Source organism: Streptococcus cristatus ATCC 51100 (assembly GCF_000222765.1).
GTDB lineage: Bacteria > Bacillota > Bacilli > Lactobacillales > Streptococcaceae > Streptococcus > Streptococcus cristatus.
Map to the genome: position 1 here is coordinate 92,246 of NZ_AFUE01000007.1, position 15,578 is coordinate 107,823.

The window sequence follows — 15,578 nt, forward strand, 5'->3', positions numbered from 1 at the left end:
GGCTCTTTTCGCTAGAGCTGGAGGCATAGATTTTTTTTATAACCGTCTATTTCTCAAGGATATAGCATGCAAGATGAAAGCATTTTTCAGGATCGGACTTATGTCAGAATAATTCCTTGAGCAAGCTAAAATAGGAAAATCCAGCAGCTTTCGTCTTGCTTAACTTTTTTATGACTGAAAATCAGCTTTTTCACTGCGTTTCTTTACCAGATATTGACCCAGCAGGCCACCGATTAAAGCACCTGCCACTACCATCACGATAAAACTAGCAATGGTCGGGAAATCCAACGGCAGCAAAATCCGATTGATGTATTCCGCTGTCTTCCCACGCGTCACCAAGCTATCAATATAAGCCTGACGCGCTAACCACATGAGGATAATAGGCCCCGAATTGACAAAAGAGAAACAAACAAAGGAAAGCAGACTCCAGAATTTATTTTCGTATTTGCCCAAGCCTGCAATCGTGTCTGCCAAGAGACCGAACACCAAGCCCGGCAGACCAGCAATCATAAAATGACCAGATAGGAGGAAAAATCCTCCCATTATTAGGCCTACTAAGCTGATCGCTCCAAATTTTTTAATCTTGCTTTGCAGCAACATATAAACGCTTCCGCCAAAAACTGCAGCAAAGACTGGAGCATAGAGCATATTGCCAGCATTGTCAAAAAAGTGCCCTACTAGTACTCCTAGTCCGACACAGAGAAAGTAGAGCAGAGCAAAGACTCCCGTCCATTTCAACTCTTTCAGCGTTAACGATGTCATTATTGAATCCTTTCTAATTGTGAAGCTAAAACTTCATAAAACTATTGATAGCTATATCCTTGATACGTGCAAATGCGCATTTCATGCTTTGCCATCCTTCCTGCAGGAGGAAGTTCTAGCAAGGTTTGTAGATCTAGCATCCTTGATAAGCTTTCTTCCTAGGAAAACTAGTTGTTTATTAAATCAACTTTCCTCGGCATGGGCAAAATCCAGCACTGCCAATAAGTAATATATTATGCTATTTTTCTATACTTAGCTTTATTTATTATAGCATTATGAAAATAGAATGTAAATTAAACTTTCAGACTTTTCAAAGGAAGATAGCTGACAAAAGGAGGCTGGGACAAAAGTCCTAGCCTCTCAATTGTCTTTGGATTGTCGAGCAAGACGCAGTGGTTGAGTGGGTTCTATTACGCTGATTTCATCAGCTTTTACAGCCCTACTCAACTGTGCGGAGGTGGGACGACGAAATCGAATTCTAACGAATTACCGATTTCTGTCCCACTCTCTGTCTAGCGATGACTGATCTTTCTAGTTAGGAAATCTCCCAGAAACTGGATAAAGAAGATAAGAAGCAAGAGCAAAACAGTCGCTAAAATGGTCACGTCTTGGTTGAAACGTTGATAACCGTAGGCAATCGCTACGTTCCCAAGGCCGCCTGCACCGATCGCTCCCGCCATAGCCGTTTCACCTACTAGCGAGATTAGAGTCACTGTTGTCACCCGAATCAAGTCTGGTAAGCCTTCACGCAGGTAAACGCCAATGATATCCCATGAGTTAGCCCCAACTGCCTGCGCTGCTTCAATCACACCGCGGTCTAATTCTGATAGGACCACCTGCACCTGACGAGCAAAGAAAGGAAAGACCGCCAAAGATAGTGGCACCAAAGCTGCTGTTGGTCCAATCCCTGTCCCTACAATCATCCGTGTGAAAGGATTGATCAAAGCTAGGAGGATGATAAAGGGAATTGCCCGAAAGATGGATGTGACCTTGTCCAAGATGAAAAAGGCTGTTTTATTTTCCAAAATGCCGCCTGGCGCTGTCAATACCAGGAAAAGTCCAGCAATCAAGCCTAGAATCCCACCGATCAGGAAGGAAATAATTGTCATATAAAGGGTCAGATAAATCGCTGTGCCCCAGCCAGCCTGACCAGCCCAGCCCATCTTATAGACGTTAGGCAAAAATGTTTTAATCAAGTCTATCAATCTAAATTCCTCCCTTAAGCACCTTTAATTCTACGCCAGCAGCTTGTAAATTGCTTTGAGCAGACGCAAGATTTTCTGCATTTCCTGACAAAATGACTACCATTTCCCCAACAGGCACATTGTCTAAAATCTCAATGTTAGCATGTAAAATGTTGGCTGAAACTTGATACTGCTTGTAAATATCGTTGATAATAGCTGTATCTGTCACCGTACCAGCATACTTCAAATGCGCCAAAACAGAATCCGCAGGCAGATCTTGCACAATCTTCTGCTGATTGATTTTCACCATCGCTTCAGTGATACCTGTTGCCGTTGTGATAAAGTCTTGGGTCAATTCGTTCTGTGGATTGGTAAAGATATCCAAGACCGATCCTTCCTCGATCAGTTTTCCATTCTGCATAACAGCTACACGATTAGCAATATCTTTGACAATCTGCATTTCGTGCGTGATGAGTACGATCGTCAGCCCCAACTTTTGATTTAAATCCTGAAGCAAGGCTAAAATTTGCTTGGTTGTTTTAGGATCCAATGCCGAAGTCGCTTCATCTGAAATCAAGATTTTTGGATCATTGGCCAGAGCTCTAGCAATCGCCACGCGCTGCTTCTGCCCACCAGACAGTTGAGACGGATAATTATCCGCTCGATCTTCCAGACCAACCAGTTCTAAAAGTTTGCGAACCTTCTCCTCTTTTTCAGCAGCAGACAGAGTTGAGTGCTTCAAGGCAAACGCGACATTTTCCTTGGCCGTCATCTGAGCCATCAAATTGAAATGCTGGAAAATCATGCCAATGTCCTTGCGCTTTTCCCGCAGTTGAGCCGCATTCAGCTGGACAGTCTCCTTGTCGTATAACACTGTTCCATCCACAGTAATGCGACCAGCAGATGGCTTCTGCAAAAGATTAATAACCCGCACCAAAGTTGACTTTCCGGCACCAGAATAACCCACGATACCGTAAATATCTCCCTGATTGATGTGAATGGTCACATCTTCAACCGCCTTGATGACACGATTTTTCTGCGTGAAAGTGACATCAATACGGTCTAATTTGATAATTTCATTGCTCATAACTTCTGATTAACTCCTTGATTAATTCAATATGGGTATAATAATCGGCAATCTTGACATTTTCATCGCCACCATGATCTCGACTGTTGGCATTTCCCAAGCCAAAGGCAGCCATCGGAACTTCCAAAGCCTCAAAGACTGTATGCATAGGCCCTGTTCCTGCCGATGTTGGAAGCACTGAGATGCCTTCTGGATAAAAATCCTTGGCCAGTTCAATCACATTCAGGATAGAAGGGGCACTCATATCGCTACGATAGCTCATTTCTCCCAATGTATAAGTTAATTCTACCTTATCATAGCCATTTTTGTCCAGTTGCTTGCGAATCTTGTCCAAGACATCATGGGGCTCCAAGCCTGGTACCAAGCGTACTTCCATCTTGGCAGATGCATATGCTGGGAGGATGGTTTTGACTCCTTGTCCCTGATAGCCCGAACCGAAGCCTTCAATGTTAATGGCTGGCTCAAAATAGAAGCGACGCAGAAATTCCTGCCTTTCCTCCTTCAAGACTGGAAGCTGGAGGCCGTAAATTTCCTTCAACTCTTCTGGTGTTTTCAGAGCGTACTGGGCAATCAAAGCCAGCTCTCGCTCATTGGGCTCCTCTACTTGCTCATAGATGCCCTCAACCAAAATTCGACCGTCAGCACTACGCAGGCTAGAGATAGCATCCATCAAGTACCAAGAAGCAGAATTGATGACGCCCCCATAACTAGAATGGATATCGACTTCTGCACTACGAACAGACATATCAAAGGTGACAATGCCCTTATTTCCACCAGAAATCTCTAGCTGGCCTAGATTATTACGTGTGCCCTGCTCCCAGACCAGCAAATCTGCTCCCCGCAAATGTTTCTTATGCTTAGCCAGATATTTATCCAAGTCTGTCGAAGCCGACTCCTCTGCTCCCTCCATCATGAAGATGATATTGACTGGCAGCGAACCGTACTCTCGGATATACTTACGCACCGCTGTCAAACGTGCAGTGATGTGTCCCTTGTCATCATCGACACCGCGGCCATACATGACACCGTAGTGGACCGATAGAGTAAAGGGGGCGTTGGTCCAAGGCTGGTCATTATCGGCCGGCACTGTATCATAGTGGTGATAGAAAATGATAGTCTTGGCCTCAGGATTGTCCGACTGAAACTCTGCCAATACAAAGGGAGCCGTGTAACTGTCATCAATCATCACTTTAGCACCCGCGGCAGTGAAAATTTCTCCCAGATAGGTAGCTACCTCCTTGAGCCCAATTTGCTGGGCAAAGATAGACTTTTTAGAAATCAAAGTCCGCAACACCTCAAAATAGTGTTGGGCCACCTCGTCATTTTCAAACTTTTTAATTTGTTCACTCTCAGTTGAGAAAGGCATGTATAACTCCTACTAATCGCACTGTTTAAAGATGATCTGCGATGATTCACGAAAGCTGCTATCTTGTAAGTCTACAGCTCTCCATCAAAAATTGCCAAATCATCTCTGCCAATAAAAACTCTAACTAATAGCAGATAAAGGGCTGGAGAAATCCATTCCCCGCCCTTTCTATCTTCAATTATTTTCTATAAAATCTTACCAAACTGGTTGATCCATACCATCTGAAGACTCTTCAATGACTTTTTTAACTTCGTCAGTATGGTAAGCCTTGATGATTTTCTTGATAGCGTCTGCCTTGTCAGATTTTTCCCAATCTTTCTTAGCAGCAATCAAGTTGTACCACAGTTTAGAATTTTCATCTGTCTTTTCTTTGTAAAGAGCGCTCTTGTAGTCAATACCAGCTTCACGAACGAAGGTATTGTTGACAACCGCTGCATCTACAGAAGTAAGAGAAGCTGCTGTTTGAGAAGCATCCAATTCAGAAATTTTCAAGTTTTTCTTATTTTCTTTGATGTTAGCAACAGTCGCAAGCTTCGTTGAATCTACGTCCAACTTAATCAAACCAGCTGCTTGAAGAAGGTTCAAGGCACGGCTTTCGTTTGTTGCATCGTTTGGTACGGCAATGCTTCCGTTTTCTGGAATATCTTTTACATCAGTATATTTGTTTTTACCATCTTTAGTACCAGAGTAAAGGCGGATTGGTGCGATATATGTATCTGCTACAGACACCAAATCAGCATTGTTTTCTTTATTCCAGTTTTTCAGGTAGTAGTAATGCTGGAAGGCATTGATATCTACATCGCCGTCACGAACTGCTTGGTTAGGTTGAGAATAGTCTGTAAATTGGGTAAACTCCAATTTAACACCTGCTTTATCCTTATCAAGGATTTCCTGAACCTTGTTCCAGCGCGCTTCTTCTGTATCGCTGAGGCTCATCACACCAACTTTTACAGTCACTGTTGCACTGTCTGCTGACTTAGCGTCTTTAGATGTTGAAGACGAGCAAGCTGCCAAACCAAATGCTGCTACAGCTAAGAGTGCCGTTGCACCAAACCATTTTTTCAATTTCATGAGATAATCTCCTTATAAAATATATTTTTTTCTAATGAAAGGGTTGTAAGTTATTTCTGATTGTTTAGGGCAAAGAACATCAGAACTTACTTAATATCCTTGGCATCTGGCAAATAAGTGCCGCCAAAGAATTCTTTTGATAATTTTTCAAGTGTTCCATCCTCGTAGAGTTCCTTGATCCGCTTGTTCATGAAGGTTTGAAGCTCTTCTTGTCCTGAAGCAAGGATCGGATAGACATACGGTTGTTGGTCACTTGGAAGTTCAATCACTTCGACATTATCTAAACCTTGGTCTTTGATGATAGTATCTACTGTGATACGTTCAAAGATCTTGTAGTCTGAGCGGCCATCATTCAAATTAGCCAAGATTTGCTGGATTGTACCATCTGTATAGTTGATGGTTGTTGGATTTGAACTGTGTTCTTCATTGTACTTTTCCAGTTGTTTGGCTGTTGAAGTACCTTGAACAACCTCAGTAGACTTGCCTCCGATATCGTCCAGCGACTTGATATTCACTCCTTTACGAACCACCAAGACGGTTGGGTTTTTAGCGTAAGGGTTGGTATAGAGGTATTTACCAGCACGGTCTTCTGAATAACTGATGTTATTGGCACCGATTTGGTAGCGGTCACTATCCAAGCCAGAGAAAACAGAAGCCCATTTGGTTTTGTTGAAGTTGACTTCGTACTTATCTGAACCTTTAAAGATTTCACGAAGCACTTCAATTTCGTAACCAGTTAGTTTTCCGTCCTTATCCTCATAAGAGAAAGGCTTAGTTGTTCCAACCGTTCCGACTTCAATCGTCTTTTTCTTTGTAGCACTATCTTTACTTGCAGAAGATGAGCAGGCTACAAGCAACCCAACTGCAAGACTTCCTACCACAGCAGTAGCAGTGTATTTCAATATTTTTTTAATATTCATATCTCTATCTCCTCCTAAAGAGCATGTTTCTATCATACCAAAAGTCGAAAATCCTGACCATTATATATTTTTTATCAAGGTGATAGATTTTCTTTATCACTGATTCGATTATTCAAACTATTTGAAAATATCGAAATCTTGTTTTTCTATGATAACAAAAGAAGAGGAGCTTGCCTAGTTCTTATTTTCTATGAAAGACTATAGTTATTTCTTATAGTGTTTGAGGAGAAAGAGAGCGTTTTCGACATAGTAAGGAACAGAAACCTGAAAGGCTGCATCATCAATCATCATGCTATCATGGTGCAGATCAGGCGCATCTGCTGCACCATTTGAGCCGATAAAAGCAAAGACACCAGGGATTCTTTCTTGATAAAAGGCAAAGTCTTCGCCAGCTAAAGACGGCTGAGCAGGCAGTAACTCCCCGATGTTCTGGGAGTTTTTAAAAACAAGCTCGGCTAATTCTGGATCATTATAGGTCACTGGCGGAGTCTGATCCCAGACAATAGTGACCTTAGCACCGAAATTCTCCGCCGTATGCTCCACAATACGGATAAAATCTGCCTTCAAACGCTTTTGCAAATCAGGATTAAAACAACGAATCGTGCCTTCAAAGAAGCCATTTTGCGGCAGAACATTCCAAGTCGCCCCAGCTTCAATGTGGGTCACCGATAAAACAACTGGCTCAAAGGGCGAAACAGTCCGAGAAACTAGAGCTTGGAGATTTTGAATCATGCTGGTCAAGGTCAGCACCGTATCCACTCCCAGGTCCGGCCGAGCCGCATGGCTGCTGACTCCCTCCACAGTCACCTTAAACTTTTCCACGCCTGCCATCATAGCTCCCGGCTTCAAGGCCAATTGCCCAGCTTTTAACTGGGGCATATTGTGAAAACCGATAATCGCAACTACATCGTCCAGCAAACCCGTAGCCAGAATTTGACTGGCTCCTTGGGAGGTTTCCTCAGCTGGCTGAAAAATCAGGCGAATGGTTCCCTGTAAATCTTCTTCCATAGCCTTAAGCAACTCCGCCGCTCCCAGAAGACTAGTCTGATGAAAATCATGACCGCAGGCATGCATGACACCAGGATTTTGGCTAGCGTAAGGCAGACCTGTCTGCTCTAAAATGGGCAGGGCATCAATATCTGCTCTCAAGGCGATAACTGGTTCTCCCTGACCGATTTCGGCAATCAAGCCCGTCTCTAGGCCAGAGTCCAAGATTTTTATCCCCAAGTCTTGCAAATAACGGCTTAGAAAGGCCGTCGTTTCATATTCTTGGCCAGACAACTCTGGATGCTGATGAAGATAATGACGTGTTTTTACTAATTTATCATAGAATTGTTTCATGGCAGGCTCCTTTATTCTACATATTTATCCTCCAGTATAACACAAAGCTAGACTAGGAAACAAAAATAGAGAGCAGAATGAAGAATCTGCCCTCTCATCTTGCTATTAGGATATATCACCTTCAAAAGCTCTGACGATGGATTCATAAGAATAATCACGTTCTAGAACCCATTTGCCATCTGTTTTGACAAATTTCAACTGATAATCTCGCTCTGGCGTGAGGAGAGGACGTGAATCCATTCCAGCCATCATATCATTAGCATAGCTCTTATCGGTAGCTTTATAGACGTCACTCAGACTTCCATATTCAGAACGATGCTTATCATAAAAATCTTGACGGTAGGTATACATGGTTTTATTTAGACTGACCGTTCTCGGTTTGATCTTGATAACGATTGAATTTGGCATGTACTGGGCTACTGTGTAATCAATTTCTGAGCGTTTGGCATTACTTTTCACATAGGCATCAATGAAAGCATTGATTTCATCCTCACTAAAGGGATAATCATGCAATTTACGTGTAAAATCTGCTGCAAAAGCTGCTCTATAATCTTTTTTATCTTGCTCCAAATCGCCGCCTAAGACCAAATCGCCTTTGTCTTTAGAAGATTTTGTCTTTGCTTCTCCTCCCAAGAAAACAGCATTGAGGTAATCAGAAGCTAATTTCTTTGATTCGTCAACGTGATTAGGATATTTCGCAGGATCAACCTTTAGTTTGATAGCTTCTACTTTTTCATCCGAGCTATAGGTTTTCTTCTCATAGTGAAGTTCATATTTCTTGCCATCTTCAACCTTAAAGACCAGATTACCAGAAAGAGTCTTTCCTTCCGCTAAATCTTCATAGCTCAGTGTTTTAAAATTTTCTTTGTCATCATAGACTCCGACCGGCTGGATCTTTTCTCCCTCTGAATCATAAAAAGCAATGTCTGAGGAGGAAATCATAATCTTATCATTTGTTTTATTTTTAATTTCCAAAGACAAGGCCAAGTATTTGGCATCAGCTGATCCGTTGCTTGGCATAATGAACTGACCATCCTTAATCTGGATATCAACCTGCCCATTGCTGGCTGATTTTTTGACAGTCGTTTCCTGGCTTGGCTTACCAGAATGTTTTTTATTTGGACTTGGAAGCAAGGCACAGGCTGTTAAGCTCACACCTGCCACAAGCAAGGCTGTGTATTTAAATACTTTTTTCATCATTGTCTCCTTAATTTCTTAATGCTGTGACTTTTCTATTTTATCATACTTGGCTAAACTGGTAAATAGCGTTTGAAATTATAGATATATAAAAATGTACCTTCGCAATCGCTAGAATGACCAAACATCTGAAAAACTTGAAAAGTGCAATCTTAAATAAAACATGCAAAACGCCTATCGCCCATATAAAGAATTGCTTACAAAAAAGAGAGTGGGACAGAAATCGGTAATTCGTTAGAATTCGATTTCGTCGTCCCACCTCCGCACAGTTGAGTAGGGCTGTAAAAGCTGATGAAATCAGCGTAGTAGAGCCCACTCAACCACTACGTCTCGCTCGACAATCCAAAGACAATTGAGAGGCTAGGACTTTTGTCCCAGCCTCCATTTTTTTAGTAGAATATTCCATTGCTATCCTTAAGCTACTTCACCTTCCTCAAACTGACTATTATAGAGGTCCGCATAGAAGCCATTGTGATCCATGAGTTCATCGTGGTTGCCCTGCTCAATGATATTTCCATCGCGCATGACCAAGATAAGATCTGCATTACGGATAGTGGACAGGCGGTGAGCAATAACAAAGGAAGTCCGCCCCTCCATAAGTTTGTCCATGGCTTTTTGAATCAGCTCCTCCGTCCGCGTATCGACTGACGAAGTTGCCTCATCCAATATCAAGAGCGGCGCATCTTTCAGCAGAGCACGAGCGATTGTCAATAGCTGCTGCTGACCAACCGATAAGTTGACCGTGTCATCCAGCACCGTATCATAGCCCTGCGGCAGAGTCATGATAAAGTGATGAACACCGACCGCCTTCGCTGCGGCAATAACTGCTTCATCTGTCACATGCTCCTGATTGTACATCAAGTTTTCTCGGATAGTTCCTTCAAAGAGCCAGGTATCCTGCAAGACCATTGAAAAAGCATCGTGAACCTCTGAGCGCTTCATATCCTTAATATCTATACCATCAATGCTAATACGCCCTTTGTCAATTTCATAGAACTTCATGAGCAGATTAACAATGGTCGTCTTACCAGCACCCGTCGGGCCGACAATAGCAATCTTCTGTCCAGCCTTGGCCTGGGCTGAGAAATTATGAATAATCGTCTGGTCTGGCTTGTAGCCAAAGAAGACATCTTCAAAGGCAACATCTCCCTTGACAGCAGTAAGCTGCTGCTCTTTATGCTGCTCGTCTTCCATCTCAGGCTCAGCTAGAAATTCAAAGACACGAACCAGTGCTGCACCGGCCTGCTGCAAAACAGTGATTCCTTGTGCAATCTGTGACAAAGGCTGAGAGAAGGTCCGCACATAAACCATAAAGGCAACAATTATCCCAATGCTAATAGAACCATTAATCGCCAGAGCAGCACCGACCAAAATAACCAGCACATAGGCAAAATTCCCCGTAAAGAACATGAGCGGCATCATCATGCCAGAGATAAATTGAGACTTCCAAATACTATTATAGAGATTATGATTGAGAACTGCAAAACGCTCCTTTGACTGTTCAATGGCATTATAACTGGTAACAACATTATGACCGGAGTACATCTCCTCCACATAGCCGTTAACAGCAGCTAAATCGTTTTGTTGAGCAGTGAAATAGCCCTGAGACTTGCCCATGATGAGGCCGACAAAGACAAAACCGACTACAGTAGCCAAGATGGTCACCAAAGCTAAAATCCAGTTCATGAAGAACATAGTCAAAACCACAGCCACCAAAAGCAAGCTAGAAGAGATAACACTTCCCAAACTCTGGTTAAGAGATTGGCCAACCGTATCCACGTCGTTAGTCACGCGCGACAGCGTATCCCCCTGAGAATGCCCATCGAAATAGCTCAAGGGAAGCTTGTTAATTTTCTCCGCAATGGCCGTCCGTAACCGCTTGGAGAAATACTGGACAACCGTACTGATGATAAAGGACTGACCGTAGTTGAGCAGAGCTCCGACTGCATATAGAATAGCGAGGAGAAAGGCAATCTGAGACACAGCTTTTAAATCAATATTGCTGCCCAGACCTTCTGAAATAAGATTAGTAATTTCTTTTAATTTATTTGGTCCATAAACCGTGATAATATTCGACAAGATAGCTCCCACAAATGCCAAAGCAAGAGGAAGCTGGAAGCCTTTGAGATAAGGCCGCATCTGGTTAAATAATGAAGACTTCTTATTTTCCATTTTCTAATTCCTCCTTGGATAGTTGTGAGTAGGCAATTTCTTGATAAACCGCGTTATTTGCCAAAAGCTCTCGGTGGGTACCTTGACCGACTACCTTACCAGCATCCAAGACCAAGATTTGATCCGCATCCATGATGGTAGAAATCCGCTGTGCTACGATCAGCTTGGTCATATCCTGCGTTCGCTCAGCCAGTTCCTTGCGCAAAATGCGGTCTGTCTTATAGTCTAGCGCTGAGAAGGAGTCGTCAAAGATGAGGATTTCTGGCTTACGAGCCAAAGCTCTGGCAATGGCCAAACGCTGACGCTGACCACCAGAGAAGTTGGTCCCGCTTTGAGCCACTTCTGCTTTCAGCCCCTTTTCCTTCTCTTGAACAAAAGGCTTGGCCTGAGCTAGGTCAAGAGCTTCCCACATTTTCTGCTCATTCAGCGGGCTTTCTTTGCTTTGACCGAAGTCCAGATTGCTCTCGATATCACCAGAGAAAAGCACCGCCTTTTGCGGGATGTAGCCAACCTTATTGCGTAGGTCTTCTAGCTGGTAATCCTGAACATTGACGCCATCTACCAGAATCTCTCCTTCTGTCACATCGTAGAAACGAGGGATGAGATTGACAAGAGTAGATTTCCCTGAACCAGTTGAGCCGATAAAGGCTACAGTATCACCAGCATGCGCTGTAAAGCTGACATGCTCAATGACCGCTTCAGAATTCTTGGAATAGCGGAAGGACACATCTCGAAAGACCACCTCTCCTTTGCTATCTGTTGCTGCCTTAGGATGTTCTGGACTGGTGATAGAAGAATGCAGATCCAGCACCTCATTAATCCGGTCAGCCGATACAATGGTCCGAGGCAGGACGATAAAGAGGGCACCCATGAGCAAGAAGCCCATCACAACCTGCATAGCATAGGACATAAAGACGACCATGTCACTGAAGAGCGGGAGACGCTCCTGCAGCCCAGCCTCCTGAATCAAATAAGCACCAATCCAGTAAATAGCCAGTGTCAAACCGCTAGAAATCCCCATCATAACTGGATTCATCATAGCCATCAAACGATTAATGAAGAGGTTAAGGCGAGTCACTTCATCATTGGCCACCGCAAATTTCTCATCCTGATAATCCTCAGCATTATAAGCTCGAACCACGCGAATCCCAGTCAGACTCTCTCTAGTGACGCTATTTAGCTTATCGACCAAACGCTGCGCCACTGACTGCTTGGGAAAGGCCAGTGTAACCAAAACTACTGTCATTAGAACATTGACAATCACAGCAATAAGAACAGCAATCAGCCAGTTCTCGGACTTACCGATAATCTTAGTAATGGCCCAAATCGCCATAATCGGCCCCCTGGTCACCACCTGCAACCCCATGGTGATTAAGGTCTGTACCTGAGTAATGTCATTCGTTGTCCGAGTCAGCAAACTAGGAATTGAAAATTTCTTAATCTCTGTCTGCGAATAATCCAGCACACGGTTGAAAATATCGCTCCGCAAACTCTGAGTAAAGCTAGCTGCTATACGAGCGGCAAAAAAGCCAACCACAATAGCTGACAGCAAACTAGCAAAGGATAAGCCGAGCATTTTCAATCCCGGTTCCCACAAATCTGCTAAAACTGTTCCCGGCGTTTGTAGTAGCTCTGTAATCGTCGAAATATAGGTTGGAACCTCTAATTCCAAATAAACCGTCAGGAAGGTGAAGAGCACACTGAGAACAATCATGCTCACTTCCCTTACCGTCAGCCGTTTAAATAGCTTAATCATCTTTCCCTCCATTTTCTAAACTTTCGATATTCTGATAAAACTTGGCCATGACTTGAGAAAAAATCAACAGCTCCTGCTCAGAAACACCATTCAAAATAGACCGATCTATTTCACCAAAAAAGTCACGGATTTTCTTCATTCTTTCCTGCGACTGCGGAGTAAGGCGGATATACTTGGCCCGCTTGTCCGTTTTGCTAACTTCCAGCTGGATAAAGCCATTCTTCTCCATCCGTTTCATTAAGTTAGAGGCCACCGATTTGGAAATATCCAACTCCTGCTCAATATCCTTGATAAGCGTGTCCTTGCCTTCTTCCGCGCGATGGGCAACAATATGCAAGACCTGCCCCTGCGGCCCAGCCATGGACTCAATCCCTTGCTCCTTAGCAAGTTTCTCTACCATGAGATGAATCTTTCGGCCAAAACGCTTCATTTCTAATAAAGGCTTTTCCATCAATTCTTCCTTTCTAAATTAATTCTCACGAGAACTAATTAGTTTTCATGAGAACTATTTTACCACATGAAAAGCAGATGTCAAGAAAAAGTTTCTATGAGAACTATTTTTAATAAAAAAATAAACTGGAACCAAGAGTCCCAGTTCTACCAATCCAAAGGCTTTTTAATCTTAATATTTTTAATCGAAACAAGAATAGCAAATCCCTGCTCTAGAATAATCTTCCTCATCATTCATTCTATGGAAATAGCCACTTGACATGAGGAGCAAGTTGGGAAATTTCTTGATGAAGTTCATTGAAGCTAGTATTTTTCACATCAGCCAAGTCCAAAGAGACCGCACTCTCCTCTTGATTTTTAGGATAGAAATATAAAATTCGACTGGTCGGTTCGGAAGATCTCATCCTAGGTCGAGATATGTCGTATTCAATTTGCTCAATCTCCTGCCACAAGAAGTACTTCTCTCTTTTAGCAGATAAGCCTCTCAGCCTTATTCCCATCTCATCCATCTCTAAAATTGGTGGTTTATGATTCGAAATATAGCCTAGAACGATCATAAAAATAGCGGTTATGCCCATTCCAAAATAGAGCGGATTGAAGATATTGTTACTTTCTTCAGTAGTCTGCCTGCTTCTTTGGTCTTCTTTGCTGGTAGGACTCCTATGAACCAGTTGATTGCTACTATTTTGACTTGTTGACTCAAGGGAGGCCTTATCCATAGATACAAAAGACATGATAAAAAAGATAGCAAAGAGTAAGAAAAAGCCTATGGCATAAAATCTTGCTCCATCGCGCTGATATACTTTCATTCTATTCCTATCCTTTCCAGATACATTGCCTATATGAGAATTCCTTCCAAATGGTCCAATTCGTGCTGGCAGATTTGCGCTGGAAAATCCTCTAAAGTAATGGTCTTCTTCAGCCAATTCTGATCCAGATATTCGACCGTGATTTTCTGATAGCGAATGGTTGGTCGACTTCCAGCCAAAGACAGACAGCCTTCTTCCGTTTCATAAGGGCCAGACTTCTGAATGAGAACTGGATTAAACATGACCATGGGCAGCATGACATACATAAAAATAATCACCCGCTTTTGGGAACCGATCATATTGGCAGCAAGACCGACACAAGACTCTCTATGAGCCAACAAGGTATCCTGCAAGTCCTGAGCCAAAAATAGATCAACTTTCGTGGCAGGGACTGATTTTTGCTGTAAAAAGAAAGGATCTTTCACAATTGATTTTTGCATACTTCACCTCAAATGGAAGAGGCTGGATTCCCTATCTCAGCCTCCTTCGTTTATTTGAACACTCTCAACGCCTTGTTTACTTATTTTGCATAGCGTTCACTAATATCTTTTGCGAGGACAAAATTTCCTAGTGTGGCTGAGCCATTTCCTGCGACAGCCGGTGTGACAATGTAGTCACGCACATCTGGCACTGGCAGATAACCATTGAGCAGAACAGTGAATTTCTCACGAACACGATCCAACATGTGCTGCTGCGCCATCACACCACCACCAAAGACAATGACATCTGGACGGAAGGTCACCGTTGCTTGAATAGCTGCCTGCGCAATATAGTAAGCCTGAATATCCCAGACAGAATTATTGAGCTCAATATTTTCACCACGCACACCAGTCCGCGCTTCTAAGCTAGGACCAGCTGCTAAGCCTTCCAAACATCCCTTGTGGAAAGGACAAACGCCATTAAAGCCTTTTTCTTCATCCATCGGGTGCTTAGCCACATAGTAGTGACCCATTTCTGGGTGGCCTGTCCCCCCAACAAATTCACCACGTTGGATAGCACCAGCGCCAATTCCCGTTCCAATCGTATAATAAACCAGATTTTCAATGCGACCGCCAGCATTATTACGGGCTACAACTTCACCATAGGCAGAGCTGTTGACATCTGTCGTAAAGTAAATAGGCACATTCAAAGCACGACGAAGCGCTCCTACGATGTCTACATTGGCCCAATGTGGTTTTGGAGTTGTCGTAATGTAGCCATATGTTTTTGAATTAGGATCAATATCAATAGGACCGAAAGAGCCCACTGCCAGACCTGCTAAATTATCAAAACGAGAGAAAAACTCAACCGTTTTATCTAACGTCTCAATCGGCGTGGTCGTAGGAAACTGTGTTTTTTCTACAACATTAAAATTTTCATCGCCCACAGCACAGATAAACTTCGTTCCACCGGCTTCTAAACTTCCGTACAATTTTGTCATTTCAAACACCTCTTGTATTCTTTATACTCCATTATAGCATATT

The 15,578-nt window shown here is 43.0% G+C and carries 14 protein-coding genes; all 14 read right to left on the reverse strand.

Annotation, left to right across the window (positions count from 1 at the left end; all coding sequences use genetic code 11):
• Window positions 1-168: 168 nt before the first annotated feature.
• Window positions 169-762, reverse strand: coding sequence for an MptD family putative ECF transporter S component (locus tag HMPREF9960_RS05985; RefSeq protein ID WP_005591810.1), 594 nt, complete (start codon window positions 760-762; stop codon window positions 169-171).
• A gap of 512 nt (window positions 763-1,274) precedes the next feature.
• Complete coding sequence (locus HMPREF9960_RS05990) at window positions 1,275-1,967, reverse strand: methionine ABC transporter permease (protein ID WP_005591809.1); 693 nt, start codon at window positions 1,965-1,967, stop codon at window positions 1,275-1,277.
• Window position 1,968: 1 nt separating this feature from the next.
• Window positions 1,969-3,033, reverse strand: a complete 1,065-nt coding sequence (locus tag HMPREF9960_RS05995) for a methionine ABC transporter ATP-binding protein (protein ID WP_005591808.1) — start codon at window positions 3,031-3,033, stop codon at window positions 1,969-1,971.
• Window positions 3,023-4,399 carry a M20/M25/M40 family metallo-hydrolase gene (locus tag HMPREF9960_RS06000; protein WP_005591807.1) on the reverse strand — a complete coding sequence of 459 codons (1,377 nt, stop codon included), beginning with the start codon at window positions 4,397-4,399 and terminating at the stop codon, window positions 3,023-3,025. Before HMPREF9960_RS06000 ends, HMPREF9960_RS05995 begins: the two co-directional genes overlap by 11 nt.
• Before the next feature lie 195 nt (window positions 4,400-4,594).
• Complete coding sequence (locus HMPREF9960_RS06005; protein WP_005591806.1) at window positions 4,595-5,470, reverse strand: MetQ/NlpA family ABC transporter substrate-binding protein; 876 nt, start codon at window positions 5,468-5,470, stop codon at window positions 4,595-4,597.
• Window positions 5,471-5,556: 86 nt separating this feature from the next.
• Window positions 5,557-6,390 (reverse strand): transporter substrate-binding domain-containing protein, encoded by an 834-nt coding sequence (locus HMPREF9960_RS06010; protein WP_005592302.1) that lies wholly within the window; start codon window positions 6,388-6,390, stop codon window positions 5,557-5,559.
• Between the two features lie 204 nt (window positions 6,391-6,594).
• Window positions 6,595-7,731, reverse strand: coding sequence for an amidohydrolase (locus tag HMPREF9960_RS06015; protein ID WP_005591804.1), 1,137 nt, complete (start codon window positions 7,729-7,731; stop codon window positions 6,595-6,597).
• Between the two features lie 105 nt (window positions 7,732-7,836).
• On the reverse strand, window positions 7,837-8,931 hold the full coding sequence (locus HMPREF9960_RS06020; RefSeq protein ID WP_005591803.1) for a DUF4352 domain-containing protein: 1,095 nt from the start codon (window positions 8,929-8,931) through the stop codon (window positions 7,837-7,839).
• Between the two features lie 411 nt (window positions 8,932-9,342).
• On the reverse strand, window positions 9,343-11,100 hold the full coding sequence (locus HMPREF9960_RS06025; RefSeq protein WP_005591802.1) for an ABC transporter ATP-binding protein: 1,758 nt from the start codon (window positions 11,098-11,100) through the stop codon (window positions 9,343-9,345).
• Window positions 11,090-12,856, reverse strand: coding sequence for an ABC transporter ATP-binding protein (locus tag HMPREF9960_RS06030; RefSeq protein WP_037586253.1), 1,767 nt, complete (start codon window positions 12,854-12,856; stop codon window positions 11,090-11,092). The genes HMPREF9960_RS06025 and HMPREF9960_RS06030 overlap by 11 nt, the downstream gene beginning before the upstream one ends.
• A complete protein-coding gene (locus HMPREF9960_RS06035; protein WP_005591800.1) occupies window positions 12,849-13,307 on the reverse strand; it encodes a MarR family winged helix-turn-helix transcriptional regulator in 459 nt (152 codons plus the stop codon). The genes HMPREF9960_RS06030 and HMPREF9960_RS06035 overlap by 8 nt, the downstream gene beginning before the upstream one ends.
• Window positions 13,308-13,545: 238 nt before the next feature.
• Window positions 13,546-14,115 (reverse strand): hypothetical protein, encoded by a 570-nt coding sequence (locus HMPREF9960_RS06040; protein WP_005591799.1) that lies wholly within the window; start codon window positions 14,113-14,115, stop codon window positions 13,546-13,548.
• Window positions 14,116-14,144: 29 nt separating this feature from the next.
• Complete coding sequence (locus HMPREF9960_RS06045; protein WP_005591798.1) at window positions 14,145-14,555, reverse strand: peptide deformylase; 411 nt, start codon at window positions 14,553-14,555, stop codon at window positions 14,145-14,147.
• 80 nt (window positions 14,556-14,635) lie between these two features.
• Window positions 14,636-15,535 (reverse strand): fructokinase ScrK, encoded by a 900-nt coding sequence (scrK, locus tag HMPREF9960_RS06050; protein ID WP_005591797.1) that lies wholly within the window; start codon window positions 15,533-15,535, stop codon window positions 14,636-14,638.
• Window positions 15,536-15,578 lie beyond the last annotated feature (43 nt).

Coding starts and splice junctions, on each gene's coding strand:
- HMPREF9960_RS05985 (WP_005591810.1), bottom strand. CDS start 762: ATGACATCGTTAACGCTGAAAGAGTTGAAATGGACGGGAGTCTTTGCT.
- HMPREF9960_RS05995 (WP_005591808.1), bottom strand. CDS start 3,033: ATGAGCAATGAAATTATCAAATTAGACCGTATTGATGTCACTTTCACG.
- HMPREF9960_RS06000 (WP_005591807.1), bottom strand. CDS start 4,399: ATGCCTTTCTCAACTGAGAGTGAACAAATTAAAAAGTTTGAAAATGAC.
- HMPREF9960_RS06005 (WP_005591806.1), bottom strand. CDS start 5,470: ATGAAATTGAAAAAATGGTTTGGTGCAACGGCACTCTTAGCTGTAGCA.
- HMPREF9960_RS06010 (WP_005592302.1), bottom strand. CDS start 6,390: ATGAATATTAAAAAAATATTGAAATACACTGCTACTGCTGTGGTAGGA.
- HMPREF9960_RS06015 (WP_005591804.1), bottom strand. CDS start 7,731: ATGAAACAATTCTATGATAAATTAGTAAAAACACGTCATTATCTTCAT.
- HMPREF9960_RS06020 (WP_005591803.1), bottom strand. CDS start 8,931: ATGATGAAAAAAGTATTTAAATACACAGCCTTGCTTGTGGCAGGTGTG.
- HMPREF9960_RS06025 (WP_005591802.1), bottom strand. CDS start 11,100: ATGGAAAATAAGAAGTCTTCATTATTTAACCAGATGCGGCCTTATCTC.
- HMPREF9960_RS06030 (WP_037586253.1), bottom strand. CDS start 12,856: ATGATTAAGCTATTTAAACGGCTGACGGTAAGGGAAGTGAGCATGATT.
- HMPREF9960_RS06035 (WP_005591800.1), bottom strand. CDS start 13,307: ATGGAAAAGCCTTTATTAGAAATGAAGCGTTTTGGCCGAAAGATTCAT.
- HMPREF9960_RS06040 (WP_005591799.1), bottom strand. CDS start 14,115: ATGAAAGTATATCAGCGCGATGGAGCAAGATTTTATGCCATAGGCTTT.
- HMPREF9960_RS06045 (WP_005591798.1), bottom strand. CDS start 14,555: ATGCAAAAATCAATTGTGAAAGATCCTTTCTTTTTACAGCAAAAATCA.
- scrK (WP_005591797.1), bottom strand. CDS start 15,535: ATGACAAAATTGTACGGAAGTTTAGAAGCCGGTGGAACGAAGTTTATC.